Annotated in this window: 9 protein-coding genes; 2 read left to right on the top strand and 7 right to left on the bottom strand. The window is 61.1% G+C overall.

Translation table 11 applies throughout. The features are described 5' to 3' along the window. Positions 1 to 12: 12 nt before the first annotated feature. From AC3IX1_RS12955 to tpx, 7 genes are all read right to left on the bottom strand, one after another. Entirely contained in the window at positions 13 to 759 is a 747-nt protein-coding gene (locus tag AC3IX1_RS12955; protein WP_489388492.1) for an SDR family oxidoreductase, read from the bottom strand. A gap of 85 nt (positions 760 to 844) precedes the next feature. Beyond that, positions 845 to 2,962, bottom strand: a complete 2,118-nt coding sequence (locus AC3IX1_RS12950; protein WP_489388491.1) for a putative bifunctional diguanylate cyclase/phosphodiesterase — start codon at positions 2,960 to 2,962, stop codon at positions 845 to 847. A 224-nt stretch (positions 2,963 to 3,186) separates the two neighbouring features. Further along, positions 3,187 to 4,668, bottom strand: coding sequence for an efflux transporter outer membrane subunit (locus AC3IX1_RS12945; protein WP_489388490.1), 1,482 nt, complete (start codon positions 4,666 to 4,668; stop codon positions 3,187 to 3,189). Continuing rightward, positions 4,665 to 7,772, bottom strand: a complete 3,108-nt coding sequence (locus tag AC3IX1_RS12940; RefSeq protein ID WP_489388489.1) for an efflux RND transporter permease subunit — start codon at positions 7,770 to 7,772, stop codon at positions 4,665 to 4,667. The genes AC3IX1_RS12945 and AC3IX1_RS12940 overlap by 4 nt, the downstream gene beginning before the upstream one ends. Then, positions 7,769 to 10,873: an MdtB/MuxB family multidrug efflux RND transporter permease subunit gene (locus AC3IX1_RS12935; RefSeq protein WP_489388488.1), complete on the bottom strand. Its 3,105-nt coding sequence runs from the start codon at positions 10,871 to 10,873 to the stop codon at positions 7,769 to 7,771. Before AC3IX1_RS12935 ends, AC3IX1_RS12940 begins: the two co-directional genes overlap by 4 nt. After that, entirely contained in the window at positions 10,870 to 12,186 is a 1,317-nt protein-coding gene (locus AC3IX1_RS12930; protein ID WP_489388487.1) for an MdtA/MuxA family multidrug efflux RND transporter periplasmic adaptor subunit, read from the bottom strand. The genes AC3IX1_RS12935 and AC3IX1_RS12930 overlap by 4 nt, the downstream gene beginning before the upstream one ends. Before the next feature lie 179 nt (positions 12,187 to 12,365). Continuing rightward, a complete protein-coding gene (gene tpx, locus AC3IX1_RS12925) occupies positions 12,366 to 12,866 on the bottom strand; it encodes a thiol peroxidase (protein WP_103393591.1) in 501 nt (166 codons plus the stop codon). A gap of 308 nt (positions 12,867 to 13,174) precedes the next feature. On the opposite strand from tpx, the gene AC3IX1_RS12920 reads away from it, so the two are divergent. Both AC3IX1_RS12920 and AC3IX1_RS12915 read left to right on the top strand, forming a co-directional pair. Continuing rightward, positions 13,175 to 13,600, top strand: coding sequence for a YciI family protein (locus AC3IX1_RS12920; RefSeq protein WP_223512620.1), 426 nt, complete (start codon positions 13,175 to 13,177; stop codon positions 13,598 to 13,600). 536 nt (positions 13,601 to 14,136) lie between these two features. Continuing rightward, a complete protein-coding gene (locus AC3IX1_RS12915) occupies positions 14,137 to 15,540 on the top strand; it encodes a DUF1254 domain-containing protein (protein ID WP_489388486.1) in 1,404 nt (467 codons plus the stop codon). Positions 15,541 to 15,551 lie beyond the last annotated feature (11 nt).

Genomic DNA, 15,551 nt, shown 5'->3' with positions numbered 1-15,551 from the left:
CTGTTCCAGGAGTTAACGCCCACCACCAAGATCAATAAAAGTCCCGGTCGCATAGGAAGCCTTGTCCGACAGCAACCAGACAATCGCCTCCGCCACTTCATCCGGACGCCCGCCCCGGGCCATCGGGATTGCCGACTCCAGTTTGCTGACCCGATCCGGATCGCCGCTCAAGGCATGGAAATCGGTATAGATGAAGCCGGGGCGCACGGCGTTGACCCGAATCCCCTCACCCGCCACTTCCTTGGACAGGCCGATGGTGAAGGTGTCCAGCGCGCCTTTGGACGCGGCGTAATCCACGTACTCGTTGGGTGATCCCAAGCGCGAGGCGACCGACGATACGTTGACGATGCTGCCGCCCTGCCCTCCGTGCCTGGGCGACATGCGCAGGATCGCGTGCTTGGCACAGAGGATCGGCGCCAGGACGTTGGTTTTCATGATTTTTAGAATGCGGAACTCGGACATCTCGTCGACCCGGGACTTCTGCCCGACGGTGCCGGCGTTGTTCACCAGCGCGGTGACTCGGCCCAACTCAGTGTCTACCCGATGGAACAGCGCGATGACTTCGTCTTCGATGCTGACATCGGCCCTTACCGCAATGGCTTGCGCACCGAGGGCGCGGACTTGCTCCAGCACGCCGAGTGCAGACTGTTCGTCCGCCTGATAGTTGATGCAGATCCGATAGCCCTGCGCGGCGGCCAACAGAGCGGTGGCGGCACCAATGCCGCGGCTACCGCCGGTGATGACGATGACTTTGTCCATGCGAGCTTTCCCCCAATCAAAGCTTAAGCGGTCGGGGGCAAGAATAACCGCCATTGGCGGTTTTTGCATGGCTTCACGTCAGCTGTCATGTCATCGACATTTCACACTCGGCACTGTTTTTGAGCTGCTCGACCAATTGCTCTCCGCGATGGATTTCCACCATGAAACCTGCGGCCGGCAGCGGATGCCCCAGCAGGTAACCCTGCAACGAATCGCAGCCGAGTTGCGTCAGGAAGTCCTGCTGCATGCCCGTCTCCACACCTTCGGCGACAATGCGCAGCCCCAGCGCCTGGCCGAGGGCGACGATGGCCGAGACGATGGCAGCGTCGTCGCTGTCGTGCTCCAGGTCCCGGACAAAACCGCGGTCGATTTTCAATTCGTTGGCCGGCAGGCGCTTGAGGTACATCAAGCTCGAATAGCCAGTACCAAAATCGTCGATGGACAGGTCGACGCCCATTTCCGACAGTTCCTGCAGCACCGTCATGCTCGCATCGGCATCGCTCATGGCGGTGGTTTCGGTGATTTCCAGGGTCAGGCTGTTGGCCGGCAGATGGTGTGTCGCCAGCGCCTTGGCGACGCTCTGCACCAACCCGGCATGGCAAAACTGGATGGCCGAAAGGTTCACCGCGATGCGCCAGTCGGTATAGCCCAGCACGTACCACTCGCGCATCTGGCGGCACGCTTCGTTGAGCACCCACTCGCCGATCGGAATGATCAGTCCGGTCTTTTCCGCCATTTCGATGAATTTGTCCGGCAACAGCATCCCTTGCGTCGGGTGCTCCCAGCGCAACAAGGCCTCGGCGCCCACTGGCCGGCCGTTGGCGGCGTCGAACTTGGGCTGGTAATGCAGGCTGAATTCCTGCTGTTCCACGGCATTGCGCAGGTCCTGCAGCAATTGCAGTTGTTTGCGGGCGTTGCTGTTCATCGAGGCATCGAAAAAGCTGTAGCCGTTTTTACCCGCGCCCTTGGCGTGATACATCGCCGCGTCGGCGTTCATCAGCAATTCGTGGGCGGACTGCCCATTGCCCGGGTAGAGCGCGATACCGACGCTGGCTGAAATGTGCAAATCATGGTCGGCAACCCGGAACGCGCGCGCGATCAACCCGACCTGACGGGCCGCCAGGTTCAAGGCGTCGTTCTGTTCGCTCAATTGCACCAGCAACACGAACTCATCGCCGCCGATCCGCGCCAGGGTGTCCTGGCTGCGCAAGTCTTCGCGCAGGCGCACGGCCACTTCGCGCAACAGCAGATCACCCATGTGGTGGCCGAAGGCATCGTTGACCGGTTTGAAGCCATCCAGGTCGATGAACATCAGGGCAAAGCACCCCCCGTCTTCCCGGACCCGTGACATGGCCTGATCGATTCGATCGGCGAGCAGCGTCCGGTTCGGCAACCCGGTGAGGGTATCGTGCAGGGCCAGTTGGGTCAGTTCACGGTTGGCCTCGGTCAGCGAATGGGCCAGGCTCGCGGTGCGCGCCTCCAGGCGTGCATCGAGGATCGAGGTCAGCAAGGCAATGCTCAGCACCGCCAACGTGGTGATCAGCACCAGGCTGTCCAGGCCCTTGCCGGTCAGGCCATTGACTGCCGCCCCACAAAAACTGCCATCGGCAAAGCGTGCGGCGGCCATCCCGGTGTAGTGCATTCCGACGATGGCGATGCCCATGACCACGGCGGCACCACCACGGATCAGACGGACATAAGGCGTGTGCTGGCGCAGATGGAAAGCGATCCACAATGCCGCGCCCGAAGCACCGACAGCGATCAGCAGCGAGGCGCCGAACAGCGTCGGGTCGTAGTCGATGCCCGGTTGCATGCGCATGGCGGCCATGCCGGTGTAGTGCATCGCGCTGATACCGGCGCCCATGACCAACGCGCCAAAGGCCAGTTGCCAGGCCGGCAAATGCGGCTGGCTGACCAGCCACAGCGCAAAACCGCTGGAGAGCACGCCGATCAGCAGCGACAACAGGGTGATGGTGCCGTCGTACCCAAGGTCGATTGGCAACTTGAACGCGAGCATGCCGATAAAGTGCATCGACCAGATGCCGATGCCCATGGCAACGGCCCCGCCCACGGTCCACAAATGCACGGCGCGGCCTTTGGCGGTGGCAATGCGTCCGGTCAGGTCGAGTGCAGTGTATGAGGCGAGAATCGCTACACAGAGGGAAATGATAACCAGGGTGGGGGAATAGCTGCCGATGTACATGGGGACTTCTCGCGAATGCCCCCGTGATTGGTATTGATTCTCGCTGGGGGGGCAAATGCGGCGATTGTACTGATTCCGAATGAGAACGCACTCACAAAATTAGCAAAAGGCCATCATCCCGATGAAACGTTTGTTTTAAGGTTTTACATTAACTCCTTTCGAACGCACAAAACCTGTGGGAGCGAGCTTGCTCCCACATGGATTGCAGCGTGCGTCAGATTGCGCTATCGGCTATCGCTCACCTCAAGCTGCCCATCCCAGCCACCTCCCAACGCGGCAATCAACTGTACGCTGGCAATCAGGCGGCTTTGCAACAGATCCAGATTACTGCGCTCATTGCTCAGCGCCGCAGCCTGGGTCACCACCACATCGATGTACGCAATCAAACCGGCCTTGTACTGGTTCTGGGTCAGGCGCAACGATTCCCGGGCGGCATCCAGTGCCTGTTGGCGCACGACGGCTTCGTCCTGCAGCACCTTGAGCTGCACCAGGAAGTTTTCCACCTCGCGGAAACCGTCCAGCACGGTCTGGCGGTACTTGGCCACCGTTTCGTCATAGGCCGCTTCACTGCGGTCGACTTCTGCCGAGCGCTGGCCGCCGTCGAACAGGGTCATGGCCAATTGCGGTCCGACCGACCAGAAGCGGTTCGGCAGGCTGATCCAGTTGGAATAGGTGCTGCTGCTGTAGCCGCCGTTCATGTTCAGGGTCAGGTCGGGGTAATAGGCGGCCTTGGCCACGCCAATGTTGGCGTTGGCAGCCATCACCGAGCGCTCGGCCGAAGCGATGTCCGGGCGACGCTCCAGCAACTGCGAAGGCAGGGCCGACGGTACTTGCGGCAACTGCGGAATGTCCTGGCTTTCCGCCAGGCTGAACTGCGCCGGCGGCAGGCCGATCAGCACGGCAATGGCGTTCTCGAACTGGGCGCGTTGCCAGATCAGGTCGATCATATCGGCTTCGGTGCCTTTGAGCTGTGTCTGGGCCTGGGCCACGGCGTCCTTGCCCGATACGCCGGCGCGGTACTGGTTCTCGGTCATCTTCAACGAACGCTGATAGGCCTCGACCGTGTCCTGGAGCAAGCGCTTCTGGCCATCGATCACGCGCAGTTGCAGGTAATTCTGCACCAGCTCCGACTGTTGACTCAGACGCATGGCCGCCAGATCGGCAAAGCTGGCCTGGGCATTCGCGGTGTCGGCTTCGAGGCCTCGGCGCAGCTTGCCCCACACATCCGCCTCCCAACTGACGCCCGCCTGGGCCGAGTAGGTGTCGCGAATGCCGCTGGACGAACTGCTCAGACTGGAGTTGCTGCTGCCGGTGCCCTGGCTTGAACGGTTCTTGCTGACGTTCAGGTCGACCGTCGGGAAAAACGCCCCCCGTGCGCTGCGCACCAAGGCCTGGGCCTGGCGGTACTGCGCTTCGGACTGGGCGACGGTCTGGTTGGCGCTGTTGAGTTTTTCGATCAGGTCGTTGAGCTGCCGGTCGCCGTACAACTCCCACCACGCACCGCGCGCCAGGGCATCGCTCGGATTGGCCTGACGCCAGCCCTCTGCGGCCTTGTACTGCGCCGGCTCGGCGGTTTGCGGGCGCTGGTAATCCGGGCCGACGGCGCAGGCACTGAGCATCGCCAAACACAGTGACAGGCTCAACACACGCGAGCCTCGGGCCGTGATCAGCGGTGCAGCCAGGTTGAAAAGCGAACGTTCAGTCATAGCGGAGTTTCCAGAGCAGCATCGGTACGCACCCCACGCCATTTATTGAAGCGATGGCGCAGTCTGTCGAGATAGAGGTAAACCACCGGGGTGGTGTAAAGCGTCAGCACCTGGCTGAAGATCAGCCCGCCGATGATGGTCAGGCCCAGCGGCTGGCGCATTTCCGCCCCCTCGGCGCGGCTCAGCAGCAACGGCAAGGCACCGAGGATCGCCGCCAGGGTGGTCATCAGGATAGGTCGCAAACGTTGCAGGCAGGCGCTGCGAATCGATTCCAGCGGCGCCATGCCCTGGCTTCGTTCCAACTGCAACGCCAGGTCAATCATCAGGATGGCGTTTTTCTTCACCACGCCGATCAGCAGAAACAGCCCCAGCAACGAAATCAGGCTGAACTCGCCGCCCAGCGCATAGATCGACAGCAACGCGCCGACCCCGGCCGACGGCAGGGTGGACAGGATGGTCAGCGGGTGAATGTAGCTTTCATACAACACACCCAATACCAGATACACCGCCACCAGCGCCCCCAGAATCATCCACGGCTGACTTTTTTGAGTCGCCGCGAAAGCGTTGGCTGTGCCGGCCATTTTCGCGATCACGTCCTCCGGCAGGCCGACCTTGGCAATCGCCCGTTCGATGGCGGCACCGCCCTGCTCTACGGTCACACCTTCGGCCATGTCGAAGGCAATACTTTCCGAGGCAAACTGGCCTTCGTGGCTGACCCGGTCGTTTTCCAGGCTGTTTTCGTAATGGGCGATGGTCGACAGCGGGATCCGCGCGCCGTCAGCGGTGATCACCTGGACCTGCTTGAGGGTGATCGGGTCCTGGGCGTACTTCGGATTGACCTCCATCACCACCTGATACTGGTTAAGACTGTCGTAGATGGTCGAAATCTGCCGCTGACTGTAGGCGTTGTTCAGCACCGCCGTGACCATGTCCATGTCGACACCCAGGCGCTTGGCCTGGTCGCGGTCGACGATCAGGGTCACTTGCCGGGCGCCGCGGCCTTCCCGCGCATCGATCGCCGTCAGCTCCGGCAAGGCCCTGAGCGCGGTGACGACTTTCGGATACCACTCGCGCAATGCCCCCAGGTCACCGCTTTGCAGGATGTACGAATATTGCGACGAGGTCTGCTCGCGGCCGCCACCGAATTGCAGGTCCTGGTCCGCCATGAGCATCAGTTGTGCACCAGGGACCTTGGGCATTTCCTTGCGCAGACGCTCGATGACCTTTTGCGCGGAAATGTTGCGTTCCTTGATCGGCTTGAGGCGCACCAGCATGAAGGCGTTGTTGGTGCCGTTGTTGCCGCCAATGAACCCGGCGACGCTTTCTACCGCCTCATCCTTCAACACTGCCCGGCGGAAAATCTCCATCTTCGGCTGCATCACACTGAACGACAGGCCGTCGTCTCCGCGCACGAACCCGATCAGCTGGCCGGCATCCTGTTGCGGCAAAAATGTTTTTGGAACAACAACATACAGCGCAATATTCACCCCAATTGTCACGAACAGACTGAGCAGGGTCAGGCGCTTGTGGCGCAGCACCCAGTCGAGGCTGGTGGCGTACTTGCCGACCATCCAGTCGTTGGCCCGCCGGCTCCAGCGTTGCAGACGGTTCTCCTGCCCCGGCGTGTGCGGCTTGAGCCAGCGGGCGCAGAGCATCGGGGTCAGGGTCAACGACACCACCAGCGAAACCACGATGGCCGCCGCCAGGGTGATGGAGAATTCGCGGAACAGGCTTTCAATGATCCCGCCCATGAACAGGATCGACAGGAACACCGCCACCAGCGACACGTTCATCGACAGCAAGGTAAAACCGACTTCCTGGGCACCCAGGTACGCCGCCCGCATCGGCCGCACGCCTTCGTCGATGTGCCGGGAAATGTTCTCCAGCACCACGATGGCATCGTCCACCACCAGCCCGGTGGCCAGGATCAGCGCCATCAGCGACAGGTTGTTCAGCGAAAAGCCGTAGAGGTACATCACGGCAAAGGTGCCGACCAGCGACACCGGTACCGCCAGGGTCGGGATCAGCGAGGCGCGGAAGTTGCCGAGGAACAGGAACACCACCAGGATCACCAGCGCCACAGCGATCAGCAGGGTCATTTCCGCTTCGTGCAGCGTGGCCTTGATTACTGGCGAGCGGTCCATGGCCAGGTTCAGCTTGACGCTGGCCGGCAGCACCGCCTGCAACGCCGGCAGCTGCGCCTTGATCTCGTTAACCGTCTCGATGATGTTGGCGCCGGCCTGCCGGTTGATCACCAGCAGCACCGCCGCGTCGTCGTTAAAGAAACCGCTGTTGTAGCGGTCCTCGACGCCATCGCTGACCTTGGCCACATCCTTCAGGCGCAGGGCCGCGCCGCCGTTGTAGTGGATGATCAGCGACTCGTAGTCCTTGGCTTTTTCCAGCTGGTCGTTGGCCTGGACCTGCCACAGCCGCTGATCGTCTTCCACCGAACCCTTGGGCCGGCGCACGTTGGCATTGGCGATGGTGTTGCGCACATCGTCCAGGGCCACGCCGTACTGGTTCAACGACTGTGGTTCGAGCTCGATACGCACCGCCGGCAGCGAACTGCCGCCGATCTGCACCTCGCCGACGCCCTGCACCTGGGACAGGCTCTGGGACAGGATCGTCGAGGCCAGGTCATAGAGCTGGCCTTTTTCCAGCACATCCGACGTCAGCGACAGCACCATGATCGGCGCCTGGGACGGGTTGACCTTTTTGTAGGTCGGCATGCTGCGCATCCCGCTGGGCAGCAGGTTGCGCGAGGCGTTGATCGCGGCCTGCACCTCCCGCGCCGCGCCGTTGATGTCACGGTCCAGGTCAAATTGCAGGATGACCCGGGTCGAACCCTGGCTGGAGCGGCTGCTCATGGTGTTGACCCCGGCAATGCTGCCGAAGGAGCGCTCCAGAGGCGTGGCCACGGTCGACGCCATTACCTCGGGGCTGGCGCCGGGCAGGCTGGCCTGGACCACGATCACCGGAAAGTCCATTTGCGGCAGCGGCGACACGGGCAGCAAACCGAAGCTGACGCCGCCCAGCAGCATGATCGCCAGGCTGAGCAACATGGTCGCGACCGGGCGCTTGATGAAAGGTCCGGAAAGGTTCATGGCTGCTCTACCGTTTCCACGGACTCAGGCTTGCGCCCCCAGCGCCGACCGAGACGGTCGAAATACAGGTAGATCACCGGCGTGGTGAACAGCGTCAGAATCTGACTCAGCAACAGGCCGCCGACCATCACCAGACCCAGCGGCTGGCGCAGTTCCGCGCCGGAACCGGTGGCCAGCATCAACGGCACCGCACCGAACAGCGCGGCCAGGGTGGTCATCAGGATCGGCCGGAAACGCAGCAAGGCCGCCTGATAGATCGCCGTTTGCGGGTCCATGCCCTGGTTGCGCTCGGCGTCGAGGGCGAAGTCGATCATCATGATCGCGTTCTTCTTCACGATGCCAATCAGCAGGATGATGCCGATGATCGCGATCATGCCCAGGTCGTTGCCGCTGAGGATCAACGCCAGCAAGGCGCCCACCGCCGCCGACGGCAGGGTCGAGAGAATGGTGATCGGGTGGATGTAGCTCTCGTAGAGCACGCCCAGCACGATGTACATGGTCACCACCGCCGCCAGGATCAGCAGCAAGGTGCTCGACAACGAAGCCTGGAAAGCTTCCGCAGCGCCCTGGAACTGGGTCTGCACGCCAATCGGCATGCCGATGTCCTTCTGCACCTGCTCGATGATCTCGACCGCATGCCCCAGCGCCACGCCGGGGGCCAGGTTGAAGGACATCATCACCGCCGGGAACTGGCCGATGTGGGTGATCGCCAGTTGCGCCTGACGCTCTTCGATGCGCGCCAGGCTGGACAGGCGCACCTGCCCGCCATCGGTGGTCTTGACGTGAATCTGCTCCAGCGCCTGCGGGCCGATCTTCTCGCCGGACTGCGATTGCAGCACCACGCGGTACTGACTGGCCTGGGTGTAGATCGTGGAAATCTGCCGCTGGCCAAAGGCGTCGTACAGCGCATCGGTGATGTTCGACACCGACACCCCGACCCGCGACGCCGCATCGCGGTCGATCACCAGGTAGACCTGCAAGCCCTTGTCCTGCAAATCGCTGGCGACGTCGGTCAATTCCGGCCGGTCGGCCAGGGCCTCGACCAGACGCCCGCTCCACAGGCTCAGCAACTCAGAGTCCGGCGACGACATGCTGAACTGGTACTGCGTGCGGCTGACCCGGTCTTCGATGGTCAGGTCCTGTACCGGCTGCATGAACAGGCGGATGCCGACCAGTTTGTCCAGTTCCGGTTGCAGGCGGGCAATCACTTGCGTGGCGCTTAGGTCACGGTCGTGGTGCGACTTGAGGTTGATCAGCAACCGACCGCTGTTGAGCGTCGAGTTGTCGCCGTCCACACCAATGTAGGACGACAGGCTCTCGACCGCCGGGTCGGCCAGGATGACCTTGGCCAGTTCCTGCTGGCGCTCGCTCATGGCGGCGAAGGAAATCGATTGCGGCGCTTCGGATATGCCCTGGATGACGCCGGTGTCCTGCACCGGGAAGAAACCCTTGGGCACCACCATGTACAGCAATACCGTCAGCGCCAAGGTGCCGATGGCCACCATCAGGGTCAGTGGCTGGTGCTTGAGCACCCACTGCAATTTGCGTCCGTAGGCGGCGATCATCCAGTCGATGAACGCACCGCTGGCACGGTAGAAACGGCCCTGCTCTGCTTCCTTGGGTTCACGCTTGAGCAACCGCGCGCACATCATCGGCGTCAGGGTCAGGGAAACCACCAGGGAAATCAGGATCGCCACCGCCAGGGTGATGGCGAATTCGCGGAACAAGCGCCCGACCACGTCCGCCATGAATAGCAGCGGAATCAGCACCGCGATCAGCGACAACGTCAGGGAGATCAGGGTGAAACCGATTTGCTTGGCGCCCTTGAGCGCTGCGTTCAGCGGGCTGTCGCCTTCTTCGATGAATCGGGAAATGTTCTCCAGCATGACGATCGCATCGTCCACCACGAAACCGGTGGCGATGGTCAGGGCCATCAGGGTCAGGTTATTGACCGAGAAGCCTGCCAGGTACATCACGCCGAACGTACCGATCAGCGACAGCGGCACGGCCACCGACGGAATGATCGTGGCGCTGGCACGACGCAGGAACAGGAAGGTGACCATGACCACCAGGGCGATGGCGATCAGCAATTCGTGCTGCACGTCCTTGACCGAGGCGCGGATGGTCTGGGTGCGGTCGGTCAGCACCACCACGTCGAGGCCGGCGGGCAGGTTGTCGGTGATGCTCGGCAGCAGGGCCTTGATCCGGTCCACCACCTCGATCACGTTGGCGCCGGGCTGACGCTGGATGTTCAGTAGTACGGCCTGGTTCTCGTTGGCCCACGCGGCCAGACGCTCGTTCTCGGCGCCGTCGACGATTTCCGCCACGTCCTTGAGGCGCAGCGGTGCGCCATTGGCGTAGGCCAGGATCAGGTTGGCGTAGTCCTTGGGCGACGTCAGTTGATCGTTTGCATCGAGCATCGAGACCCGGGTCGGGCCGTCGAAGTTACCCTTGGGCTGGTTGACGTTGGAGGCGCCGATCAGGGTTCGCACGTCCGACAGGTTCAGGCCATTGGCGGCCAGGGCTTCCGGATTGACCTTGATGCGTACGGCCTGGCGTTGGCCGCCGGCAATGCTGACCATGCCGACGCCGCTGATCTGGGCAATCTTCTGCGCCATGCGGGTATCGACCAGATCGTTGAGCTTGGGCAGCAGCATGGTCTTGGAGATGATGGCCAGGGTCAGCACCGGTGTATCGGCCGGGTTGACCTTGTTGTACACCGGCGGTGCCGGCAGGTCCTTGGGCAGCAAGTTGGTCGCGGCGTTGATCGCTGCCTGCACTTGTTGCTCGGCCACATCCATATTGATGTCGAGGCTGAAACGCAGGGTCAGCACCGACGCGCCGCCGGAACTGGTGGAGGCCATTTGCGTCAGGCCGGGCATCTGCCCGAATTGCCGCTCAAGTGGCGCAGTCACTGCGCTGGTCATGACATCCGGGCTGGCGCCAGGGTACAAGGTCATGACGCGAATGGTCGGGTAATCGACCTGGGGCAATGCCGACACCGGCAGCAGCCGATAGGCAATCACGCCGGCCAGGATAATGGCCAGCATGCTCAGCGTGGTGGCTACCGGGCGAAGGATGAACAGCCGCGAGAGATTCATGCGCCGCCCTTTTTCGCCTTGCCGGTGGTCGCAGGCTCAGCCGCGTTGACCGCCGACCCGCCTTGCAGGTGTTCGACTGGTGTGGTCGGCACGTCCTGGCTGTCGTTGACCACCTCCACGTCGCTGCCGTCCTTCAGGCGGTCAGTGCCTTCCAACACCACCCGGTCGCCCGCGGACAGGCCTTCGATGACCACGGTGTTCTCGCCGTCACTGGCGCCGACTTTCAACTGACGGATCTTGACCTTCTTGTCACCGTCCAGGGCATAGGCGAACGTGCCGTTGGTGCCGAACTGGATCGCGGCGGAAGGCGCCAGTACGACGTCTTTGAGGGTGTCGGCCAGCAGGCGCACGTTGACGAACTGGTTGGGGAACAGCGACTGATCGCGGTTCTCGTAACGGGCCTTGAATTTCAGGGTGCCGGTGGTGACGTCGATCTGGTTGTCCAGACTCTGCAGCACGCCGGTGGCCTGCAATTTGGTATCACCGCGATCCCAGGCTTCAGCCGGCAATTTGGCGCCACTGCGATAACGGGCGAGCACGGTGTCGAGGCTGTTTTCCGGGAGGGTGAAGGCCACGCTGATCGGTTGGGTCTGGGTGATGATCGCCAGTGCGGTGGTGTCATTGGCCGCTACCAGGTTGCCGACGTCCAGTTGACGCAGGCCGACGCGACCGGTGATCGGTGCGCGGATCCGGGTGAATTCGAGGTTGAGCCTGGCGTCGTTGACCGCTGCCTGATTGGTCTTGACCGTGCCCTGGAACTGACCGACCAGCGCTTCGGCGGTGTCCAGGGTCTGCTTGGCAATACTGTCTTCGCGGTACAGGCCGCGATAGCGCTCGACGTCGACCTGGGCGTTTTTCAATTGCGCCTGATTTTGCAGCAAGGTGCCTTCGGCCTGGAGCAAGGCGTTCTGGTAAGGGCGCGGGTCGATTTCGGCCAGCAGGTCGCCGGCCTTGACCATCTGCCCTTCTTCGAAATGGATCTTGACCAACTCACCGCCGACGCGGCTGCGCACATTGATGGTGTTCAGCGCCGTGACCGTGCCCAGCGCCTTGAAATACAGCGGGAAATCACCCTTGACCGCCGGTGCCACTCGCACCGGTACCGGCCCGGACGCGCCACCGAATCCAGGGCGCATTCCGCCTGACCTGCCGGTTTGCCCGGCGACGGCTTTCTGCCCCGCAGCCTCTTTGGGTGCAGCGCTGCCGGGCCAGAATTTCCAGCACAGGCCAGCGATGACCATCAGGACAAGCAGGCCGAACAGCCAGCGACGAGGACTACGGGAAGCGGAGGATTGCATTGAGTGATCAACCATTGGGCGCGTGGGCTTTTTTACATGAGGCTGAACGATAAGCACTGGCGTGTCTTAAGCAAAGCGCCTTTACCGGCAATTTACCTTCGGCTTACGTAACAGGAGTTTTGTGTAAGACACTGAAGCACAAATGAAAACGGCCTGGACAGAGCCAGGCCGTTAACAATTGTAATGAAGCTAACTTACTTGAGAACAGCAAGTGCCGCTTCGTAGTTCGGCTCGTCAGCGATTTCGCCAACCAGCTCGCTGTGCAGCACGTTGTCATTTTCGTCCAGAACCACCACGGCACGGGCGGTCAGGCCTTTGAGTGGGCCGTCGGCGATGGCAACGCCGTAGTTCTGGATGAACTCGGCACCGCGCAGGGTCGACAGGTTCTGTACGTTTTCCAGGCCTTCGGCGCCGCAGAAACGGGCCTGGGCGAACGGCAGGTCAGCGGAGATGCACAGAACAACGGTGTTGGCCACGTCGCTGGCCTTGGCGTTGAACTGGCGCACGGAAGTGGCACAGGTCGGGGTATCGACGCTTGGGAAGATGTTCAGCACTTTGCGCTTGCCGGCAAAGTCTTTCAGGGTGACGTCGGACAGATTGCCGGCAACCAGGGAAAAGGCTGGCGCCTTGGAACCGGCTTGTGGCAGTTGGCCGTTGACTTGAACCGGGTTGCCTTTAAGGGTGACTTGAGCCATGAACGGAGTCCTTCTGAACGTTGTGGTGGAGAATTTTGACGAGGCCGAAGTTAACCATGAAATTGTCCTACGACCTACGGTCAAACATAAATTGTCATGTAACAGGGCACAAAACTGGATACAACCCACAAACCTGTGTTAGCCGAACAGGTCGGCAAAAGTACAGAGTACGCCCTAACCCACTGCTTCCCGAGGTTCATGACGAAAGGCACACGTCATCGACGAAAACTTTTGTTAACACTCTGTCGAATTGCTCCACCGTCGTTCGACTATAAATCGAGCCACTCAACTGCAACGGAGACGAGACCATGCGATTCATGATCATCATCAAGGCCAGCCAGGATTCAGAAGCCGGCGTCATGCCCAGCCAGGAACTGCTGACGGCCATGGGCAACTACAACGAAGAACTGGTCAAGGCCGGCATCATGCTCGCGGGCGAAGGCCTGCACCCGAGCAGCAAAGGCGCACGGGTAAAATTTTCCGGTGACAAACACACGGTGATCGACGGCCCCTTCATCGAAACCAAGGAACTGATCGCCGGTTTCTGGTTGTGGAAAGTGAAGTCCAGGGAAGAAGCCATCGAATGGGTCAAGCGCTGCCCCAACCCGATGCCGGGCACCGAGGCCGAGATCGAGATTCGCCAAGTGTTTGAAGCCGAAGATTTTGGTGCCGAGTTCACGCCGGAACTGCGCGAGCAGGAAGAGCGTGTGTGGGAACAAGCGAAGAAAAACTGAACATCCCGGTGGGAGCGAGCCCGCTCGCTCCCACCGGGGCTCGCATCCGCCCGCAAGCCTGCATCCTCCCCCTGTTTATCAGCTCAAAGCGCCAACCCCTTGTTTCGTATTAACTTCTTAGTACATAAAAACAACGAGAACCTGTACACAAAACGAAAGAATTAACTCATTCGACTGGCTAACTCATGTTTAGATGCTTAACTCTATCTGACGCGTCCTACGGCTCGTTCAGAAAGGTATTACGGAGTAACGGCCAAAAATAAGGCCGAGTACCCAATGAGCCACCAGGGAATCGGGGGAATCATGTCGAAAAATATGGAGATGCGCGCCTTTCTTTTGGCGAGTCTGCATACGCCTTGCTTTTATACCCGGGCACACCCCAACACCCCGTCCAACCTGTCGCCCGCCGCAAGATGCTCGGCTGACACGCCTTTCTTTCCTGCGCTCCACTCCATCCGGATTGAACGCCCGCGACTTCTTCAATGTGCTCACCGAACGACTGCTGCACGAGCAGCTCAGTCCATAAGGACCTATCCATGAACGTTGCCCTTCGCGCAACCGGCTTCAGCCTGATTGCCCTGAGTACCAGCGCCTGGGCCGACTTCACCGCCACCCCGGAGGAAGCCCGGGCCATCGCCAGGGAAGCTTATCTGTACGGCTTCCCGGTGGTGGAGATGTACAAGACCCTCTACACCCAGGCTGTGGACAAGAAGAGCCCGAACTTCAAGGCACCGTTCAACCAGATCGGCAACACCGCCAAGGCCTTCACCGCCAAGGACACCGCGTTTGTCACGCCGAACGCCGACACGCCCTACTCCTTTGTCTGGATGGATTTGCGCGCCGAGCCGCTGGTACTGACCCTGCCGCCGATCGAAGAGCATCGTTACTACTCGGTGCAACTGATCGACGCCTATACGCAGAACTTTGCCTACCTGGGCACCCGCAGCACCGGCAACAATGGCGGGCATTTCATGATCGCCGGGCCCAACTGGCAGGGCCAGCAACCGCTGAACATCGACCACCTGCTGCGCAGTGAAAGCAACATCGCCTATGCGCTGTACCGCACACAACTGTTCGATGAGAAGGATCTGGCCAAGGTCAAGCAGATCCAGAAGGGTTACAAGGTTGAACCCCTGAGTCATTACGACAAACACAAAGCGCCGGTGGCCGCACCGAAGATCGACTGGCCAAAACCCACGCCGACCATGAGCGAAACCCCGGACCTGTTCCGCTACCTGAACTTCATGCTGGCGTTCGCCCCGGCCCAGGACGTGGAAAAGGACCTGTTGGCGCGCTTCGCCAAGATCGGTATCGAGGCCGGCAAGCCATTCAACTTGAGCCAACTCAGCGCCGAGCAGCGCAAGGCGCTGGAAGACGGCATCAGCGACGCCAAGGCCGGGTTTGCCGAATTCAAGAAAACCAAAGTCGATACCCACGAGGTTAGCAGCGGTGATTTCTTCGGCACCCGCGATCACCTCAAGGGCAATTACCTGTACCGCTATGCCGGTGCCAACATGGGGATTTTCGGCAACTCCGCCGAAGAGGCGAACTACATCGGTTATTTCGTCGACAAGGACGGCAAACCGGTCGACGCCTCGAGAAACGACTACACCCTGCATTTCGACAAGGGCGCCCTGCCCCCGGCCGATGCGTTCTGGTCCCTGACCATGTACGACGGCAAGAACAAGCTGCTGGTGGCCAACCCGCTCAATCGCTACCTGATCAACTCGCGCATGCTGCCTGATCTCAAGCTCGATGCCGATGGCGGCCTGACTCTTTATGTGCAGCACAAGGCGCCGGCCAAAGACCTGCAAAGCAATTGGCTGCCGGCACCGAACGGACCGTTCTACGGGATATTGCGCCTGTATTTGCCAAAACCGGAAGTCAGCAACGGCGAATGGAAAATGCCGCTGTTGAACCCCGTCAATCAAAAACAATAAGTGGAGTCAGT

Source organism: Pseudomonas sp. KH_046_2, assembly GCF_057838985.1.
The sequence above is the reverse complement of the archived record's forward strand: the minus strand, read 5'-3'. Positions and strand labels throughout refer to the sequence as shown.

What these genes read in the sequence shown, in the direction of transcription:
- AC3IX1_RS12955 (WP_489388492.1), bottom strand. Translation starts at nt 759, where the DNA reads ATGGACAAAGTCATCGTCATCACCGGCGGTAGCCGCGGCATTGGTGCC.
- AC3IX1_RS12950 (WP_489388491.1), bottom strand. Translation starts at nt 2,962, where the DNA reads ATGTACATCGGCAGCTATTCCCCCACCCTGGTTATCATTTCCCTCTGT.
- AC3IX1_RS12945 (WP_489388490.1), bottom strand. Translation starts at nt 4,668, where the DNA reads ATGACTGAACGTTCGCTTTTCAACCTGGCTGCACCGCTGATCACGGCC.
- AC3IX1_RS12940 (WP_489388489.1), bottom strand. Translation starts at nt 7,772, where the DNA reads ATGAACCTTTCCGGACCTTTCATCAAGCGCCCGGTCGCGACCATGTTG.
- AC3IX1_RS12935 (WP_489388488.1), bottom strand. Translation starts at nt 10,873, where the DNA reads ATGAATCTCTCGCGGCTGTTCATCCTTCGCCCGGTAGCCACCACGCTG.
- AC3IX1_RS12930 (WP_489388487.1), bottom strand. Translation starts at nt 12,186, where the DNA reads ATGGTTGATCACTCAATGCAATCCTCCGCTTCCCGTAGTCCTCGTCGC.
- tpx (WP_103393591.1), bottom strand. Translation starts at nt 12,866, where the DNA reads ATGGCTCAAGTCACCCTTAAAGGCAACCCGGTTCAAGTCAACGGCCAA.
- AC3IX1_RS12920 (WP_223512620.1), top strand. Translation starts at nt 13,175, where the DNA reads ATGCGATTCATGATCATCATCAAGGCCAGCCAGGATTCAGAAGCCGGC.
- AC3IX1_RS12915 (WP_489388486.1), top strand. Translation starts at nt 14,137, where the DNA reads ATGAACGTTGCCCTTCGCGCAACCGGCTTCAGCCTGATTGCCCTGAGT.